This window comes from Lentzea sp. NBRC 105346, assembly GCF_030269605.1.
Lineage (GTDB): Bacteria > Actinomycetota > Actinomycetes > Mycobacteriales > Pseudonocardiaceae > Lentzea.
In genome coordinates, this window is the sequence record NZ_BSTQ01000010.1 from 211,503 (window position 1) to 229,443 (window position 17,941).

General features: G+C 68.7%; 19 protein-coding genes. 8 read left to right on the top strand and 11 right to left on the bottom strand.

Annotated features, from left to right (window positions below):
- Positions 1 to 157 precede the first annotated feature (157 nt).
- Positions 158 to 1,537, top strand: a complete 1,380-nt coding sequence (locus QSK35_RS22350) for a DUF2252 domain-containing protein (protein ID WP_285749249.1) — start codon at positions 158 to 160, stop codon at positions 1,535 to 1,537.
- Here the strand turns inward: QSK35_RS22350 and QSK35_RS22355 are convergent, their stop codons facing one another.
- From QSK35_RS22355 to QSK35_RS22365, 3 genes are all read right to left on the bottom strand, one after another.
- Positions 1,538 to 2,038, bottom strand: coding sequence for a hypothetical protein (locus QSK35_RS22355; protein WP_285749251.1), 501 nt, complete (start codon positions 2,036 to 2,038; stop codon positions 1,538 to 1,540).
- Between the two features lie 65 nt (positions 2,039 to 2,103).
- Positions 2,104 to 3,729 carry an ABC-F family ATP-binding cassette domain-containing protein gene (locus QSK35_RS22360; protein WP_285749253.1) on the bottom strand — a complete coding sequence of 542 codons (1,626 nt, stop codon included), beginning with the start codon at positions 3,727 to 3,729 and terminating at the stop codon, positions 2,104 to 2,106.
- A 34-nt stretch (positions 3,730 to 3,763) separates the two neighbouring features.
- Positions 3,764 to 4,015: a DUF3040 domain-containing protein gene (locus QSK35_RS22365; protein WP_285749255.1), complete on the bottom strand. Its 252-nt coding sequence runs from the start codon at positions 4,013 to 4,015 to the stop codon at positions 3,764 to 3,766.
- Positions 4,016 to 4,089: 74 nt separating this feature from the next.
- On the opposite strand from QSK35_RS22365, the gene QSK35_RS22370 reads away from it, so the two are divergent.
- Positions 4,090 to 5,232, top strand: a complete 1,143-nt coding sequence (locus QSK35_RS22370) for a M48 family metalloprotease (RefSeq protein ID WP_285749258.1) — start codon at positions 4,090 to 4,092, stop codon at positions 5,230 to 5,232.
- 1 nt (position 5,233) lies between these two features.
- Here the strand turns inward: QSK35_RS22370 and zapE are convergent, their stop codons facing one another.
- Positions 5,234 to 6,229 (bottom strand): cell division protein ZapE, encoded by a 996-nt coding sequence (gene zapE / locus QSK35_RS22375; protein WP_285749260.1) that lies wholly within the window; start codon positions 6,227 to 6,229, stop codon positions 5,234 to 5,236.
- A 33-nt stretch (positions 6,230 to 6,262) separates the two neighbouring features.
- Between zapE and QSK35_RS22380 the strand changes: the two genes are divergently transcribed.
- On the top strand, positions 6,263 to 6,979 hold the full coding sequence (locus QSK35_RS22380; RefSeq protein WP_502881697.1) for a pyrimidine reductase family protein: 717 nt from the start codon (positions 6,263 to 6,265) through the stop codon (positions 6,977 to 6,979).
- 17 nt (positions 6,980 to 6,996) lie between these two features.
- On the top strand, positions 6,997 to 8,064 hold the full coding sequence (locus QSK35_RS22385; protein ID WP_285749262.1) for an ATP-dependent DNA ligase: 1,068 nt from the start codon (positions 6,997 to 6,999) through the stop codon (positions 8,062 to 8,064).
- On the opposite strand, the gene QSK35_RS22390 is transcribed toward QSK35_RS22385, so the two are convergent.
- Positions 8,013 to 8,861, bottom strand: coding sequence for an SMP-30/gluconolactonase/LRE family protein (locus QSK35_RS22390; RefSeq protein WP_285749264.1), 849 nt, complete (start codon positions 8,859 to 8,861; stop codon positions 8,013 to 8,015). The genes QSK35_RS22385 and QSK35_RS22390 overlap by 52 nt on opposite strands.
- A 43-nt stretch (positions 8,862 to 8,904) precedes the next feature.
- Here QSK35_RS22390 and QSK35_RS22395 point away from each other — a divergent pair, with 43 nt between their 5' ends.
- Positions 8,905 to 9,117: a hypothetical protein gene (locus tag QSK35_RS22395; protein WP_285749266.1), complete on the top strand. Its 213-nt coding sequence runs from the start codon at positions 8,905 to 8,907 to the stop codon at positions 9,115 to 9,117.
- Here QSK35_RS22395 and QSK35_RS22400 read toward each other — a convergent pair.
- Positions 9,114 to 9,989 (bottom strand): EamA family transporter, encoded by an 876-nt coding sequence (locus QSK35_RS22400; RefSeq protein ID WP_285749268.1) that lies wholly within the window; start codon positions 9,987 to 9,989, stop codon positions 9,114 to 9,116. The genes QSK35_RS22395 and QSK35_RS22400 overlap by 4 nt on opposite strands.
- An 84-nt stretch (positions 9,990 to 10,073) precedes the next feature.
- On the opposite strand from QSK35_RS22400, the gene QSK35_RS22405 reads away from it, so the two are divergent.
- Positions 10,074 to 11,621: an alpha/beta hydrolase gene (locus QSK35_RS22405; RefSeq protein ID WP_285749270.1), complete on the top strand. Its 1,548-nt coding sequence runs from the start codon at positions 10,074 to 10,076 to the stop codon at positions 11,619 to 11,621.
- A 271-nt stretch (positions 11,622 to 11,892) separates the two neighbouring features.
- On the opposite strand, the gene QSK35_RS22410 is transcribed toward QSK35_RS22405, so the two are convergent.
- From QSK35_RS22410 to QSK35_RS22430, 5 genes are all read right to left on the bottom strand, one after another.
- Positions 11,893 to 12,756 (bottom strand): hypothetical protein, encoded by an 864-nt coding sequence (locus tag QSK35_RS22410; RefSeq protein ID WP_285749272.1) that lies wholly within the window; start codon positions 12,754 to 12,756, stop codon positions 11,893 to 11,895.
- Positions 12,757 to 12,955: 199 nt separating this feature from the next.
- Complete coding sequence (locus QSK35_RS22415; protein ID WP_285749274.1) at positions 12,956 to 13,642, bottom strand: DUF6319 family protein; 687 nt, start codon at positions 13,640 to 13,642, stop codon at positions 12,956 to 12,958.
- Positions 13,643 to 13,676: 34 nt separating this feature from the next.
- On the bottom strand, positions 13,677 to 14,255 hold the full coding sequence (locus QSK35_RS22420; protein WP_502881698.1) for a DUF2238 domain-containing protein: 579 nt from the start codon (positions 14,253 to 14,255) through the stop codon (positions 13,677 to 13,679).
- Between the two features lie 64 nt (positions 14,256 to 14,319).
- On the bottom strand, positions 14,320 to 15,258 hold the full coding sequence (locus QSK35_RS22425; protein ID WP_285749278.1) for a DUF1996 domain-containing protein: 939 nt from the start codon (positions 15,256 to 15,258) through the stop codon (positions 14,320 to 14,322).
- A gap of 918 nt (positions 15,259 to 16,176) precedes the next feature.
- A complete protein-coding gene (locus QSK35_RS22430; RefSeq protein WP_285749280.1) occupies positions 16,177 to 16,371 on the bottom strand; it encodes a DUF8847 domain-containing protein in 195 nt (64 codons plus the stop codon).
- A 158-nt stretch (positions 16,372 to 16,529) separates the two neighbouring features.
- On the opposite strand from QSK35_RS22430, the gene QSK35_RS22435 reads away from it, so the two are divergent.
- Together QSK35_RS22435 and QSK35_RS22440 are read left to right on the top strand one after the other, a co-directional pair.
- The gene (locus QSK35_RS22435) at positions 16,530 to 16,910 is read left to right on the top strand and encodes a response regulator (RefSeq protein ID WP_285749282.1); all 381 of its coding nucleotides are present in this window, start codon (positions 16,530 to 16,532) and stop codon (positions 16,908 to 16,910) included.
- A complete protein-coding gene (locus QSK35_RS22440) occupies positions 16,907 to 17,929 on the top strand; it encodes a PAS domain-containing sensor histidine kinase (RefSeq protein WP_285749284.1) in 1,023 nt (340 codons plus the stop codon). The genes QSK35_RS22435 and QSK35_RS22440 overlap by 4 nt, the downstream gene beginning before the upstream one ends.
- Positions 17,930 to 17,941: the final 12 nt, after the last annotated feature.

Below are 17,941 nucleotides of genomic sequence, written 5' to 3' on the forward strand. Positions count from 1 at the left end.
CGTCATGGCCACCCTTGGGGACCTCAGGTCCGTGAAGGTGGCCATAACGGTCAACGCCGGTGCCCTTCAGGGCACCCCAGGCTTGTAGCCTCCGCGCTAGGTCACAAATGTGGTGGACGGGCCTCGCGGCTCGTCCGTCGCAGGCATGATTACTCGTATGGGTGAACGCAAGCGGGCGCAGGCCGCCGCCGCGCTGGGCACGTGGACCGAGCCCGAAGAGGTGTACGCGCAGGGCCGCAGGCTTCGCGACAAGGTCGGATTCGACGCGCACCGCGACATGTCGCTCGCGAAGAACCGGCCGTCGGTCGAAGAGTTCATGCACGCCAGCAACGAAGGCAGGCTCGAAGAGCTGATCCCGTTGCGCGTGGGCCGCATGATGGTGAACCCGTTCGCGTTCTTCCGCGGCAGCGCCGGGTTGATGGCGGGCGACCTCGCCGCCGGCGTCTCCAGTGGACTGGAAGCGCAGCTGTGCGGCGACGCGCACGCGGCGAACTTCGGGCTGTACGGCACGCCCGAGGGCCAGATCGTCATGGACATCAACGACTTTGACGAGACGCTGCCGGGACCGTGGGAGTGGGACCTCAAGCGGCTCGTCACGTCGCTCGTGCTCGCCGGGCGCACGGGTGAGGTGTCCGACAAGGGATGCCGCGACGCCGCGGAGGACGCGGTGCGCGCCTACCGGGGTGCGATCCGGCACCTCGCGGAGCTGCCGTTCATGGACTCCTGGACCGCTTTGGGCGACGAATCCGTTTTGTCCAAGGTGAAGGCCGACGACCTGCTCAAGGACTTCAGCAAGGCCGCGGAGAAGTCGCGCAAGAACACCAGCGCGCGGTTCGCGGCCAAGTGGACCGCGCACGACGGCGAGCGGTGGCGGTTCATCACCAACCCGCCGACGTTCACCACGGTGTCCGACGAGACCATGCACAACGTCATCGACGCGCTGCCGTCCTATGTGGACACGTTGCGCGAGTCGCGGCGCAACCTGATCATGCGATACGGGGTGTCGGACGTCGCGTTCCGCGTCGTCGGCACGGGCAGTGTCGGGTTGCGCAACTACCTGATTCTGTTGCACGGCAACGGCAACGAGGCGCTCGTCCTGCAGGCCAAGGAAGCCCGGCGCAGTGCGCTGGAGCCGTTCCTCGACGTGGAGCCCGCGAAGCACGAGGGCAAGCGCATCGTGCACGGCGCGCGGCTGGTGCAGGCCGAGACGGACATCCTGCTCGGCTACACGACCATCGAGGGGCGGCCGTACATCGTGCGGCAGTTCCGCAACCGCAAGGGCGAGATCGACGCGACCACGTTGAAGCGCGACGACCTCGACGACTACGGGCGGTTCGCCGGGGCACTGCTGGCGCGGGCCCACAGCCGGTCGGTCGACCCGCGCCTGCTCGCCGGGTACTTCCAGGGTAACGACGGCGACGACCTCGACGAGGCGTTCGCCGGCTACGCCTTCGACTACGCCGACCAGACCGAGGCCGACCACGCCGAGCTGGTCGACCTGGTCAAGAACGGGAAGCTGCCCGCCCTGGTCGAGTGATCAGGCCCCGACGATGGACAGGGTGACGGCGGACGGGAGCGACTTGATGCCGTCACCGACGCAGTCCAGCACGTTCGGCGTCACGCCCGTCGTCGTCTCGACGGCCGTGGCGCCGGTGTAGCGGCCCGCGGTGATGGTGCCGGTCTTGGTGACGACGATCTGCCCGGCGGGCCGCTGGACCGTGGTCTCGTAGCTGAAGAAGCTGGACTCACCGTCGGACCAGACGTACTGCAGCAGTCCGGGGTTGGACTCGCCGACCGACAGGCACGACGCCACCTTCGTGACGCCGCTGGACTGAATCGCGGACACGCCCGTGGCGGTGCCGGCACACGGCGAGAAGATCGCGTCGTACTCGATCCGCTGCACGCTCGGGAACAGCTTCAGGCCCGGCGAGTACTGCGTGGTCTTCGTGCCCACGCACTCCAGCGCCACGGGGTCGGCGGAGGCGGCGGGCGTAACGACGACCGTCAGCAGGGCAGCGGCCAACAACGCTTTGAACATGGATTCTCCGTAACCGAAAGTAGCTGGTCGATTACGGAGAATGGTGTAGCCGGACGGCCACGTCACTAAGGCGTCCGGGTGATCTTTCGCCGCTCCTCGTCCCATATGGGCTCGTCAACCTCGGTGACCTGCCCGTCCGAGCGGAATACGAGAAACCGGTCGAACGAGCGCGCGAACCAGCGGTCGTGCGTCACGGCGACGACCGTGCCCTCGAACTCGTCCAGCGCGCGTTGCAGCGCCTCCGCCGAGGCCAGGTCGAGGTTGTCGGTCGGCTCGTCGAGCAGCAGCAACGTGGCGCCGGACAGCTCCAGCAGCAGGATCTGGAACCGCGCCTGCTGCCCGCCGGACAGGTTCTCGAACCGCGAGTCGCCCGCCGCCGCGAGGCCGTACCGCTTGAGCACACTCATCGCCGCGCCACGATCACGGCCGGGGCGCCCTTCCTCGCCGTGCCACAGGATGTCGACGAGCGTCCGGCCGACCCACTCCGGATGCTGGTGCGTCTGCGCGAACAGTCCCGGGACGACACGCGCCCCGAGCCGCCACTTTCCTTCCACGGCAACGGAATCGCCCCCGAGCAGCCGCAGGAAGTGCGACTTGCCGGACCCGTTCGACCCGAGCACGGCCACGCGGTCACCGAAGAAGATCTCGTTCGAGAACGGCCGCATCAGGCCGGTCAGTTCCAGGTCCTCACACGTGATCGCGCGAACACCGGTGCGCCCGCCGCGCAGCCGCGGCGTCACCTTCTCGTCGACCGGCAGCTCCGGCGGCGGCCCGGCGGCCTCGAACCGTTCCAGGCGCGCGCACATGACGTGGTACTTGGGCGCCATCGACTCGTAGTACTTCGCCTGCTGCTGCAGGGTTCGCACAAGTTCCTTGAGCCGCTGATGCTCCTCCTCCCAGCGCCGGTGCTGTTCCTTGAGCTTCTCGATCCGCGACTCCCGAGCCGAGTGCCATGTGCCGAACGACCCGTGGTGCGTCCACGCGCTGTGCGCCTCGACGGTCACGACGTGCGTCGCGGCCGTCGCGAGCAGCTCGCGGTCGTGGCTGACCAGCAGCACCGCCTTGTCCGTCCCTTTGAGACGATCCTCAAGCCAGCGTTTGCCCGGCACGTCGAGATAGTTGTCCGGCTCGTCGAGCAGCAGCACCTGTTCGTGGCCGCGCAGCAACGCCTCCAGCACGAGCCGCTTCTGCTCGCCGCCCGACAACGTCCGCACCTCGCGGAACCGGGCACGGTCGAACGGGCTGCCGAGCGCGGCGACGGTCACCGTGTCCCACAGGACCTCGACGTCGTATCCGCCGGCCTCACCCCAGGCCACCAGCGCCGAGGCATAGCGCAGCTGGGTGGGTTCGTCGTCGTTCTCCATCATCGCCAGCTCGACCGCGTCGAGCTCGGCGGCCGCGATGCGCAACGCTTCCGGTGCGACGGCAAGCAGCAGGTCACGCACGGTGGACGAGTCCCGGACCGAGCCGACGAACTGCGGCATCACCGCCAGCCCGCCCTGGATCCGCGCGCTGCCGGCGTGCGGGGTCAACTCACCGCACAGCAGCCGCAGCAACGTGGTCTTGCCGACGCCGTTCGCCCCGACCAGCGCGACCACCGATCCGCCGCCGACCTTGAACGACACGTCGCGGAACAGCTCGCGTCCGTCGGGCAGCCGGTAAGCCAGCCCGTTCGCCTCCAGAAATCCCACGAGGGAACATGGTCACCGCATCGGACGCCGGAAGCTAACCAATTCCCACCGGGTGCTTGCGCAGCACGGCGGTGACAGCGGCGACGAGCAGGCACAACAGGCCGATGCCGGGGGATCCGATCACGAGCAGCAAGGCGCCGATCCCGCCGAACACGATCATCACGACGTAGTAAAGCCACGCGTTGCGAACCCGGCCCGACTCGAACGCGCGCGCAAGGTCCGGTTCCTCGACACTCAACCGCTGCTCGATCTCATCGAGAGAGCGGCGTTCCGCATCGCTCAGCATCGGAGATGGCCTTTCTCGGTGACTTCCGGCAAGTACCGAATACCCACGGCGAAGCGCGTGCACACTGTCATCTCGTGACTGGGGAATCCTCGAAGAAGCTGGCCAGACGGCTCAACGCCCGCCAGTTCGACGCGTACTCGCAAGAACCGCCCACCCGCCCCGAGTGGACCGCCGCCCGCGCCGGCCTCGTCGCGGTGTCCGTGGCGCTGATGCTGCTCGTCGCCATCGCGTTCGTGACCGGCCTCGTGCTCGTGCTGCAAGACTTCCCCTCGCTGTCGATCGTTCCCGGCGTCCTCCTCATCGCGATCGCGTGGACGTTGCGGCCCCGAGTCGGCCGGGCGGGCACCAACGAGTGGGCGATCATCACCCGCGACGACGCCCCGGCCCTCTTCACGCTGATCGATCGGGTGGCGGCGGCTACCGGCGCGCCGCAACCACACCACGTGGCACTGGACTACGAGTTCAACGCCTCTGCAGGCATCTTCGGTCTCCGAAGGAAAAGGCAGCTCGTGCTGGGCCTTCCGCTGTGGGGAATCCTCCGTCCGCAGCAACGGGTCGCGCTGCTGGGCCACGAGTTCGGGCATTTCGTGAACAACGACTCGGCGCGCGGCCTGCTCACCCAGTCCGCACTCACGACGCCGGGTGCCATCGCCTACCTGCTCACGCCCGCCGAGTCGCTCACCGGAGGCCCGCTGACGGCTGTCGCGGAGGCGGTGCTACGCCCTATTCAGCGGCTGCTGTCACGGCTGTTCGTGCTGATGCAAGTGGGGCTGATCGCGGTCGCGTCCCGCGACCACCAGCGCGCCGAGTACTGCGCGGACGCCATGGCGGTCCGACTCGCCGGTACCGAGGCGACCGTCGCCCTGATGCACTACCTGATGGCCGGCGAACAGCTCCTCGGCGCCGTGAGCACCGTCGAGCGCGGGATCCACAGCAACCCGAAGACCGCCAAGAACCATCCCGGCGTGGCGCCATGGCGGGCCGCGGCGGACCAGACCCGGTCCCAGTTCGATCTTCCCGCCCTGCTCGAGAAGTCGATCGAGGAGGACGCCTCGCTGTGGTCTGAGCACCCGCCCTCCGGGCTGCGGGCGCGGATCGTCGAGTCGTGGCCGCACGCCGAGCCGTCACTCGTCCTCACCCAGGAGGACTCGGACAAGATCGACGCCGAGTTGCAGCGCTACTACGCCAAGGCCGGCCGGGACCTGGTCTGGTCGTAGCCTAATTCGATCTTGATAGCGCAACCAGCCGGGAGACCGCGCGCAGGTACTTCTTGCGGTAGCCGCCGCGCAGCATCTCCTCGGTGAACAGGTCGGACAGCGGGCGGCCGGACACCGCGACGGGCACGTCCCGGTCGTACAGCCGGTCGCCCAGCGCCACCAGGCGCAACGCGACGTTCTGGTCGTCGGCCGCCCGCACCCCCCGCAGGTGCACGGCCGTGACGCCGTCGACGAGCCGCCCGTAGCGCGACGGGTGGATCTTCGCCAGCGCGGCGCACAGGGCGTCGAAGTCGTCGAGGGTGGACCCCGGAGTCGAGGCGGCGCGCGAGACGAGGTCGTCGTCGGACATGGGCGGCGGCGCGTCGGGCAGGCCGCGGTGGCGGTAGTCGGGGCCGTCGACGCGGACGACGTCGAACTTGGCCGACACGATCTGGATCTCGCGCAGGAAGTCGGCCGCCGCGAAGCGGCCCTCGCCGAGCTTGTCGGGCAGCGTGTTGGACGTGGCCGCGACGAACACGCCCGCCGCGGTCAGTTCCTTGAGCAGCCGGGTCACGAGCATCGTGTCGCCGGGGTCGTCGAGCTCGAACTCGTCGATCGCGAGCAGCCGGTGCTCGGACAGCCGGCGGACGGTCTCCTGAAAGCCGAGCGCGCCGACCAGGTTCGTGACCTCGACGAACGTGCCGAACGCCTTGGGGCCGGGCACGGCGTGCCAGATCGAGGCGAGCAGGTGCGTCTTGCCGACGCCGAAGCCGCCGTCGAGGTACAGGCCGGGCTTGCCCTCGTCCTCGGAGCGGCCGAACAGCGACCATCGCTTGCGCCGAGACGCACCCACCCGAGCGACGAACTCGCGGCACGCCTTGACGGCCAGCGCCTGGCTGGGTTCGTCGGGGTTGGGAATGTAGCTGTCGAAGCTGACGGCGTCGAAGCGCGGCGGCGGGACCATCGCGTCGACCAGTTCGTCCGCCCCGACCTGAGGATCACGATCGGCCAGGCGCATGCGCGCAGCCTAACGGCGTGCTGGGATGGCCCGGTGCAGATGTTGTGGCCCTCACCGGGCGCTGAGATCACCGACACAGTCCTCGAAGAGCTCTACGCCTACCCCTCGGACCGCACCTGGGTGCAGGTGAACTTCGTGTCCAGCGTGGACGGTGCGGTCAGCGTCACCGGCACGTCGAAAGGCCTCGGCAGCCCGGCGGACAAGAAGATCTTCATGCTCGGCCGCGACCTGTGCGACGTCGTGCTCGTCGGAGCGGGCACGGTGCTCGTCGAGCGCTACCGCGGCGCCAAGCCGAACCTCGAACGCCGCGAACGGCTGGGCCTCGCGCCGATTCCGCCGATCGCCGTCGTCACCGCGCGCGGCACGCTGACCGAGGACCTGCCGCTGTTCACCGACACGGTCGTCCCGCCGATCATCATCACGACCAAGCATGCGCACGTTCCCACGGACGCGGACGTGATCATCGCGGGCGAGGACGAGGTGGACCTGAAGTTCGCGCTCGACGCGCTGGCCGAGCGCGGGCTGCGCCGGGTCGACTGCGAGGGCGGACCGACGCTGTTCGGTCGCATGGCCGCCGACGACCTCGTCGACGAGCTGAACCTGACGCTGTCGCCGCAGCTGGCGGTGGGCGACGCCGGGCGCATCGCGCACGGGCCGCTGCCGCCCGCGCCACGAGCGATGGAGCTGCGGACCGTGCTGCACGATCAAGACGTGTTGCTGTTGCGGTACCGGCGGCGTGATTCCAGCTGAAGGGGCAGGATGGCGCCGTGGACCTGCCTGTGAACCCACCGCTGCAGCCGATGCTCGCCACGTCCGTCGACGCCATCCCGGACGACCAGGGCCTGTTGTTCGAGCCGAAGTGGGACGGCTTCCGCTGCGTGGTCTTCCGCGACGGCGACGAGGTGTTCCTCCAGTCCCGCAGTGGTAAGCCGCTGAACCGCTACTTCCCAGAGGTCGAGGAGGAGATGCGTCGCATCCTCCCGTCCCGGGTCGTCGTCGACGGCGAGCTCGTGGTGGCGTTCAACGACGAGCTCGACTTCGACGCGCTCGGCCAGCGCATCCACCCGGCCGCCTCACGGGTGCAGCTGCTGGCCGAGCAGACACCGGCGACGTTCGTGGGCTTCGACCTGCTCGTGCTGGGCGACCGGGTGCTGCTGGAGGAACCGACGGTCGCGCGGCGCGAGGCGTTGCTGGAGATCCCCGACATCCACGTCACCCCGGCCACCACTGACCCGGCGCTCGCGCGCGAGTGGTTCACCCTGTTCGAGGGCGCGGGCCTGGACGGCGTGATGGGCAAGCTCGCCGACGGCCCGTACACGCCGGGCAAGCGCACCATGATCAAGGTCAAGCACGCGCGCACCGCCGAGGCCGTGGTCGCGGGCCTGCGCTGGCACAAGGACACCGAGCCGGGCACCGCCGTCGGCTCGCTGCTGCTCGGGCTTTATGACGACAACGACGTGCTGCACCACATCGGCGTCGTCGGCTCGTTCAAGGCGGCCGAACGCCGCGCGCTGGCCGCCGAGATGGCGCCGTTGATCACCTCCGACGACCACCCGTGGGCCTCGCCGCAACCGGGCCAGCGCATCCCCGGTGAGATCAACCGGTGGCGCAGCGCGCAGGCCGAGTACGTGCCGCTGCGCCCCGAGCGGGTCCTGGAGTTCCACTACACGCAGACCGAGGGCGAGCACCCGGTCCGCCTGCGGCACAACGGCCAGTTCGCGCGCTGGCGCCCGGACCGCGAACCGTCGTCGTGCCGCTACGACCAGCTGGACATCCCCGCGCGTTACGACGTGGCCGCCGTGCTGCGGGGTGAGCTCAAGCCGCGCACGTCGTAGGTCAGCACGCGGCCGGTGTGGCGCTGGAACATCTCGCCCATCCGCTCGATGCCCTGCCACTCCGCGACCATCATGTACAGCGTGCCTTCGCCCAGTGCGCAGGCGAAACACGCGGCGTCGAGCTCGACGCGGTCCGTGATCTCCCCGCCCTCCCGGACGCGGAGGACCCGCGACGCGTCGTCGGTGAAGTCCTGGGTCCAGATCGCGCCCTCGTCGTCGAGGCAGATGCCGTCGCCGCCGACCGGCGCCCACACACGGCGGTTCGTCAGGCTGCCGTCGTCCTCGATGTCGAACGCCGTGAGCCGGCCCGCCCACGACTCGGCGACGATGAGCGTGCGTCCGTGCACGACCATGCCGTTCGGGAACATGATCTCCTCGGCCACCGTGCGGGCCTTGCCGTCGGGTGTGACCAGCACGATCGTGCCGGGGCGGAAGTCCTCCTCGCCGAAGCGGAAGCCCACGTCGTTGACGTAGATGTTCTGCTGATCGACCACGATCTCGTTCAACGCGCCGGCGACGTGGCTGACGTCGGCGTGCGTGACCCACTCGCCGTCCTCCAGCCGCAGGACCTTGTCGTCGCCCGTGACCAGCAGGTTTCCGTCGAGCCAGTCGATGCAGAACCCGGCGGCCTTCGGCCCCTTGGCGATCACCTCGCTGTTGCCTTGCGGGTCGACGGCGACGATCTCCTGCGCCACGCCCCAGTTCGAGAACCACAGGCGCCCGTCGTGCCAGCGGGGCGACTCCCCGACGACCAGGCCCTTCATCAACGTCTTCACCATGCCGTCCTCCTTCGTCATCGCTTACACGAACGAGGTGGCCAGCAATCGACATACTGCTCGCATGGATCTGGAGTCGGTGGTCGCCGAGGCCGTCGCGGCGCACGACGAGGTGACGCTGAAGCGAGTCCTGCACCCGTATCTGCACTGGACGGACGGGCCGCTGCGGCTGCGCGGCCGCAACAACGTGCTGGCGCATCTCCGGGCCCTGTCACACCTCGATCCGCCCGCGTCGGTCGAGGTGCGCGACGGCCAGATCTACCGCTGGACGACCTAGACGTCCGGCCGGGCGCTGCGGGTGGCGCCGATCGACGCGACGACGACGCAGGCAATGGCCGCCCACTGGATCGGTTCGAGCCGCTCCCCCAGCACGACCAGCCCGGCCAGCGCCGCCACCGCGGGCTCCACCGACATCAGGATGCCGAACACGCGCGGCGGCATCTTGCGCAGCGCCTGCAGCTCCAGCGAGTACGGGATCACGGACGACATCAGCGCCACGACCAGGCCCACGACCAGCACGACCGGGTCGAGCAGCGCGGTGCCTCCGGTGGCGACGCCGAACGGCAGGGCGACCAGTGAGCCGAAGACCATCGCGAGGGCCAGGCCCTTGCCGTCGGACGTCTTGCTGCCCAGTTTGGCCGCCAGCAGGATGTAGGCCGCCCAGCACGCGGCCGCGCCCAGTGCGAACAGCACACCGGACCACACCAAACCGCCGTTCACGCGGGTGAGCAGCACGACGCCGGTCGCGGCCAGCACCACCCACAGGCCGTCCAGCCAGCGGCGGGAGCCGAACACCGCGACCGACAGCGGGCCGAGGAACTCGATCGTCACGGCCGCGCCCAGCGGGATGCGGTCCAGCGCCAGGTAGAAGGACAGGTTCATGGTGCCGAGCACCACGCCGTAGGCGACGATCACCGTCCACGTGCGCCGGTCCAGGCGCAGGGCCGGGCGCCAGATCAGCAGCAGGACCACCGCGGCGAACACCAGCCGCAGGGTCACCGTGCCCGTCGCGCCGACCAGGCTGAACAGTTGCTTCGCGAACGCCGCGCCCACCTGCACGGTGACGATGCCGAGCAGCACGAGCGCGGGCGGCGGGATCGCGCCGAGCGCACGCGTGGCTACTGAGGACGCCGGTGTCGCCTGGACCATGTCTCCCATCCTGACTCACGGCCGTCTCACCTTTCACGTGCGAATCTCAACCCCCGAGAAGCCGTGTGGAGAGTGAGGAGACCCGTGCGTCGCGCTGCCCTGGTCCTGCTGGCAGTGACCCTCTCCGGGAGCGTCTTGGGTGCGTGCGCCGCGGGCCCGTCCAACCGGCCGGTCATCGCGGTCCGCGGTGAGGAGAACCTGCCGCAGGACAACCCCCAGCTCGCCGGGCCGCAGCCCGTTCCGCCGCTGGAGGAGTTCAAGGAGGACTCGATCCTGTCGTGGTCGCCGTGCACGGACGCGACCAAGGAACGCATGGGCACCACGGCTCCAGCGGGCGAGTTCGAGTACCAGTGCGCGCGGATGTCGGTGATCCTCGACTCCCCCGGCCGCCCCGGCCGCGGCAACATCGGCATCTCACTGCTGCGCGTCGGCACCGGCCGCAGCCAGCTGGTCGTCGTCGGCGACCCGGACGGCGAACCCGGCACGCTCGCCGCCGCGCGCCTCGCCGCGTCGCTGCCGAAGGAAGTGCTCAGCACCTACACGTTCATCGGCGTCGACCGCCGCGGCACCGGACGTTCGGACGGCGTGCAGTGCGTGCCCGCGACGACGCGGTCGCAGATCGTCGAGTACGACCCGGTGTCCGGCGAGCAGTCCGACCTCGTCGTCGCGATGGGCGAGGCGGCGCAGGAATGCGTGCTGGACCTGGAGAACCGCCTCACCGCGTTCGACACGTGGCGCGCCGCGGCCGACCTCGAGCGGCTCCGCGACATCCTGAACGTCAAGCGCCTCAACGGAATCGGCATCGGCGACGGTTCAAAGGTGCTGTCCACGTACGCGCACCGCTACCCGACGCGCATCGGCCGCATGGTGCTCGACGGCGCACCCGACCCGACGGTGGACTCGGTCGGCGTCCTGGAGTCCCGTGCCGCCGCGGCGGAACAGACGCTGGATGCGTTCGCCCGAGACTGCGCCGCCCGCGCGTGCGCGTTGACCAAGCCGCGCGACGACATCGCCGCGCTGGTGTCGCAGCTGCGCACCACCCCGATCCGCGGCGAGAACGTCAAGCTGACATCGGGTTCCGCGCTGCAGGCGATCCTCCACGGCCTGGCCGACCGCCCGCGCTGGCCCGCGCTGGCCGACGCCGTCGCCAAGGCGCGTACGGGTGACGGCAGCGGCCTGTTCTCGTTCATCGATCCGCAGGTGGCCGAGGTCAACGAGAACCCGCCGCGCTTCGACGCCGGTCTCGTGATCGGCTGCAACGACACCACGACGCGCATCCCGCCGGACCGCGTCGCCGGTCTCACCAAGGACTGGCAGGACAAGCACAAGATCTTCGGCGCGTACTTCGCGCGAACTTTGTTGCGCTGCGGACCTTTCCCGGTGCCACAGCTGCAGAAGCAGGAAGCGCTGAAGAGCAGCCCGCCGGTCCTCGTGCTCAGCACGTCCAACGACCCCGTCACGCCCGCACCGGGCACGGAGCGTGCCGCGCAACGCCTGCCCGGCGGCGTGCTGCTCGGGTGGCAGGGCAGCGGGCACGGCGCGCTGGGCCAGTCCCCGTGCGCGACAACGGCGGCACGCGACTACCTCATCGACGCCAAGGTGCCCGCCAACGGCACCGTCTGCCCGCCCTGATCGCACTGAGGGGAGCTTTCCCAGCGGTCAGGGCTGGGAAAGCTCCCCTCATGGCAAACCTCAGCAGCTCGAGCAACAGCCGCAGCCGGGCCCCGTGCATCCGGAGCAGCATCCACAACCGCTCATCTGAGCTGTCTCCGCGACCGTGACCTCAACCATCAGGGCCTCCCCTGTTCGAGCGGACATCCGTTGCCCACGTTCCGCCCCCGCACAAGGCCTGGGAAGCCCCCTCACCCGATCGCGAAGTACAAACCACTGGACGTAGCAGCCATCACGTCGGTGGGAACACTCCGTTCTTCGCCACCGGCAACGCCAGCTGGTTCGGCGCGTAGATCTTGACCTCCTCGCGCGGCAGGTTCACCAGTTGCGGGTTGATGTGCTGCAACACCAGCCCAACCGAGTTCGGGAACGGCGGCGCGTCGATGTCGTACTTCTCCAGGTCGATCCACCGCACGACGTTCAGCACATCGGGCGGAATCACCTGATCGTTCTTGCGCACGGGCACGCAGAGTTGCCGGTTGGCCCGCACCTTCGCGAACGCGGGCGGCTGGTTGGCGAGCACCGGGTTGAGCTGCCGCAGCCACAACCCGACGCCCAGTTCCTGTTGCGGGAACTCGGAATAGCACTTCAGGTCGATGTACCGCACGAGCCGCAACACCTCGGCCGGCGGCACGACCCCGTTCTTGATCACCGGCACGCACAGCTGCTCCGGGGCGTACATCTTCACGACCTTGGTCGGGATGCCCATCTCCCGCAGCACCGGGTTCAGGTGGTCGAGCTTCAGCGGGAAGCCGACCGGCTGCCCCTCGATGCGGTAGCACGACAGGTCGACGAACCGCACCCACGGGAACACGTCGGGCGTCGGCGTGCGGTAGTTCTTGTCGACCGGCACGCAGAGCTGTTCGCGGTTGCCGAGCTTCACCACCTCGGCCGGCAGGTTGGCGAGCACCGGGTTCAGGTGCGACGTCTTCAGGTAGGTCGGCGGCGGCGTGTACGGGTCGGTCTTGAAGCACTCGAGGTCGAGCTGCGACGCGAACCGCAACGGTGACGGCACGGCCGGAGCCGCCGCGGCCGCCGGAGCCGCGCAGGCAAGCCCCGCCGCCACGGCGAACGCCAGGAATCTTCGCAGGCGCATTTTGTTTCCCCCTCAATCCGGGATGAACCTCACGACACCTGGATTGAGGAGAAACCGGTGAAATACATACAAAACACCTATGCGGCTGATCGCCTCAGACGATCAGGTCCGCCAGAACCCTTTGTACTGCCGCCAAACCGCCGCCCCGGCGCGGCGGGGGCACCCCAGGCCCGCCGCCACCGCGCCGACACAACCCGCCTCAGGCCCCCAGGTCCTCCAGTGCCTTCTGCGCCGCCTCCAACTCCGCCCGCAGCTGCTCCACCTTCGCCAACTGCTGAGCCCGAGCCGCGTCGAGCACCCCTTCGACGATCTCCGACACCTCGGGGTTGATCAGCTTCGCAGCCTGAGCCACCGCCGCCGGTGACACGGCAACCGGCCGAACCGCCTTCCGGGTGCCCTGCAACACCTCGACGGTCCACTCCCCGTCGCCGGTGGACACGAGCGTGACCGTCACGTCCGGTGTCTTGGCGCCCTTCCGAGCGGGCCGCGCGGGCGCAGGCGCCGGAGCCGGCGCTTCCGCGGCAGGCTTGGGTTTCGGCTTGGGCTCGGGTTTCACCGGAACCTCCGGGACGTAGGGATACTCGACGACAGTCTCCTTCGGCTCCGGCTTGGCCGCCGGTTTGGCCGCGGGCGGCTTCCTCCGCGCAGGCGGCTTCTCCACCGTCAGCTCCGCGGGCGAGAACGAGATCTCGTCCTTGGAGCCAGTAGGCCGAACCTGAATGAAGTCCCCCTCCTCAGGCTCGGTGAATGCCAGCACCTTCGCCGACTTGCCCGCCTCCATGCCCACCGCCGCCGAGGTGAACCACACCAGAGGGTGCTCGCCCGCAGCGAGCTGGGCACGCAGGCCGTCGACGTCCCCGTCCGACAACCCGCTCCGCTTCGCCATCACTACCGCCTCCAATCGACGGGTTCAGCATGCACTACAGGTCTGACAATTCTCGGTCATGCCTCCGAGACAAGATCAACTGGGCCACCACCGCACCACACAACGCAAGGAACATGTCCCACTGTGTGTCCCACGGATCCCCTTGCGTCCCAAGGAAATCGGTAGCCGCGCCCCCGGCCAGCACAGCCCCAAGCCACTCGACCAGCTCATAGCAAGCACTGACCGCGAGACAGACGGAGGTGACCAACGTGAACAACCACCCGCCGGCCCGCAACGGCGTGCGCCGAACCAGAATCTCCCGCACCAGCATCGCGGGCACGAACCCCTGGACGAAGTGAGCGAACCGATCGAACCAGTTGCGGTCGAAGTCGCCCCAGAACCCGATCGGCACACGCGCGTACGTGTAATGCGCCCCCAGCGCGAGCACCAGACAGTGAAACGCAAGCAACACGTACACGAGTGTGGTCAAGGGAAACCGCCGGTGCGTCAACACCAGAACCGGCACCCCGATCAGAATCGGCGCAACCTCGAGCAGCCAGGTGAACCAGCTGTACGGCCGCACGGCCGACAGCGCCACCGCCGCGACCACGACCGCCAGCAGGATCCGGGGCATAGCCTGATCATGCCACCGCCGTCCACCCCTAAGGTCCGGAGTGGACGGCGGCGACAGCAGGGATTCACTGTTGGATCGGGTTGCCGTCAGTCCCGCAGACGTAACCGGCGTTGATGCAGTTCGAGACGCGCCGCTGCAACTCGGCCGCATCCCAAGCGTTCAAGAAGTCACCATGGAACGTGTACCCCGGCGCATTGGTCACGTTGACGCCGTTGACCGTCCCACCGAGCGACAACCCGGTCCCGTTGACCGGATAGGTGATCAGGAACTCGAGCCGAGGCACCACCACAGGATGCGAAGCCGGGCACACGAGCCCAACCGCGAACGCCATGTGGTCCCGATGGTTGGACGAGTCGAGGTCCCGCCCGTTCCAGCACGTGGGGAAGTCGAGGTAGGTCTCGACCTTCGTGCCGGGCGGACAGTTGAGGAAGTTGCGATCAGACGGCGACTGCGTGGTACAGGACCACCGAGCCGCCGGGTTCTGGTCGGGCGAGGTCGCCTTGGAGTTGCCGACGACGTACCGCAACCCCTGCGGGTAAGCGACCGCCTTCTCCTTGTCGTGAATACCTTGGTAGTAGATCGTCACAGTGTCGGGCGCGATGGGCTGCCCGTTCTTGTACAACGTGGGCACCCAGTACGCCGACCTGTCGGCAGTCGGGTTGCACGTAGTCCCCCCGGCCCGCAGCGACGTCAGCGTCGAGTACGCGTCGGTCGTCTTGTTGCCGAAGAACTGGTGCATGTGCGAGACGCCGGGCTGGTTCTGAAAGACGATCGGGTCGTCCATCTTCCGATGACTGGCCGGACAGTTGGCCCGAAACTCGGACCCCCGAACCGGCGCCGCCTGCTGCTCGACAATCGCCCGCGCCTGCTCCGCGCTGTAGGCGAAGCCGTGCCCGGCGTGCGAGGTCTTCACCGCGTTGACTGGCTGATACCCAACGATCAGCCCCGTAACGGCGAGCGCTGCGGCCACCGCCGCCGCACCGATCGCTCCTCGTGCCTTCACGTGCATATAGCTCTCCTCTCCCACGCCACTGTGAGAGCGCTCTCATGGTGGTCGAGGGTAAACCGAGGGCAAGCGACTGTCTACGTTCCGGAACAACACGAGGGGTCCTCACCAGCCGGAACGGACAACTCAGCGGTGCCGGATGGGCAACACGCGGGGCTGAGGGGGCGACTCGCGGACCGAGCTGCGGCCTCGCCGGGGCCGAGTTGAGGACTCGCGCCGCACGGAGGCGGGATCGGTGTGCGCGAACGTCAATCTCGGGGGTCGGGAACGTACGACTCGGGGTCGGGAACGTACGACTCGGGGTCGGGAACGTACGACTCGCGCACACTCGATGCGCGAAGCGCGAGCCCCCGCACACGATGCGCGAAGCGCGAGCCACGGGACCAGGACCACGACGGAACCGGCAGCCAAGGAAGCGACCACGCACGGAACCGGCAGCCGAACAAGCGACCACGTACGGGACCGGCAGCCAAAGGCGCGCGCAGCGCGCAACCACCCCGGTGGTGGGCCCCTCCCGTCGCATCGCAGGCGAAGCCCTGCCGCATCCGAGACCCCAGGTCAAGCACGCTTTTCGCTTGACCTGGGGTCTCGGATGTGGCTGCCTCAGGTGCGATGCGACGGGAGGGGCACACCACCCCAACGCAACCCACTACGAAACGAAACCACCCAAGGGCCCCTCTTTGAGCTGAGCCGGGGTCCGGGGCGGAGCCCCGAGCAGTAAAAGGCGACCACGCACGAAACCGGCAGCCAAGGCGCAACCACGCACCCAACCGGCAGCCAAACCAGCAACCACGCACGAAACCGGCAGCCAAGAAAAGTCAGCGCGTCAACACAAACGCGACCCACCACGCAAGCCGCCGCGTCACCACAAACGCGAGAGAACTTTACGACCGCATCCAACACGCAGAAGAACCGTTAGACCTCACGCAATCGGTACTCACAGCCGTACTCGACGGCATAGGAGAGGTCGTAGTGGTGGACGATCTTGGGACCCCCGTGCAGATGCACGTGAGTGATGGTCGACTTGGGATCGTCAGGCGCGGCGGGCAGGGAGTCGACACGCCCGTCGAGAGGCCCACCGACGTAGCGCACCACGTAGGGTTCAGCCACCGCGACCTCCTTCCCCACCTGCACCTGTTCCCTCAATGGTACGAAACAACGCCTCGAAGGGCTGAAAGGTCCAACCGGTTGGCGCAGGGATCGCAGCCACCGGGGCGTGGCACACTGAGTGCCGGCTCCGCCACCCGCCGTCCGTAGGGGGCTGAGAAGTGAACGCTGCCGTCCGGGTCGTGCTCGTGGAAGATCACGATCTGCTGGCCGAGGCGGTCCAGGCATGGTTCGAGGACGTGCCCGAGGCCGACGTGATCACGCGCGCCCGCTCCATCGAGGAGGCGCGCGCGGTTGTCGAGCGCGAGCACCCCGATGTGGTGGTCCTCGACCGCAGGCTGCCCGACGGTGACGGCATCTCCGCGATCAGGACTTTGAAGGAGGCGGCGCCGGGCGTGGCGGTGCTGGTGACCACTGCGACCGCGGACCGGGACACGATCGCCCGGATCGACGCGGAGGGCGGTGACGGCCTGGTGCTCAAGTCCAACAACCTCGACGATCTGGTGAGCGCGATCCTGCGTGTCACCGAGTCGGCCGGATGAGCACGGACGAGCCCACGTACGAAGAGGCGCTGTTCCGCCTCATGGTGCAGTCCGTCCGCGGTTACGCGATCTTCGCGTTGTCGCCGGAGGGCCTGGTCACCACCTGGAACCAGGGCGCCGAGCACATCAAGGGCTACCCTGCCGAGGAGATCCTCGGCAGGCACTTCTCGATCTTCTACCCGGAGGACCGCGTAAAGGACGGCACACCGGAGAGGCAGCTCGCGCTCGCCGCGAAGGAAGGGCACGCCGAGGACGAGGGCTGGCGGATCCGGCGCGACGGCAGCAGGTTCTGGGCGCACGCCACGATCACCGCGCTCTACGACGACCACGGGGTGCTGCGCGGGTTCGGCAAGATCACGCAGGACCTGAGCATCGCGCTGGAGGACCGGCGCAAGCTGCTGGGGCGCATCGCGGAGGCGCAGGAGACCGAGCGCAAGCGCATCTCGTGGGACCTGCACGACGACACGATCCAGTCGATGGTCGCGATCGGCATGCGGCTGCAGATGCTGACCGGCGCGATCCCGCCGGACCAGAAGTTCAAGATCGACGCGCTGAACGAGACGTTGCAGGAGGCCGTCGGCCGGCTGCGCAGGCTGGTGTTCCGGCTGCGCCCGCCGCGGCTGGACCGGCAGGGGCTGGTCGACGCGATCCGCGACCACGCCGAGTACGCCTTCGCGGGCTCGACGATCGCGCCGGTGGTGACGAGTTCCGGCATCAGCCCGTCGGACGACGCGTCGGTCGCGATCTTCCGGATCGTGCAGGAGGCGCTCGCGAACGTGTACAAGCACGCGCAGGCGAGCGTGGTGCGCGTCGACCTGTCCGCTGTGGACGGTGGCGTGCTGGTTCTGGTGTCGGACAACGGGGTCGGCATGGACGACGCGTTCGTCAGCGGCGGCCGGCCTGGGCACCTGGGGATGGTTGACATGCGTGAACGCGCGGAGGCGATCGGGGGCCGCCTCACCGTGCGCAGCACCGAGCTGGATGGAACGACCGTCGAGTTCTGGATTCCCGCCGACTGACACGATCGAGGC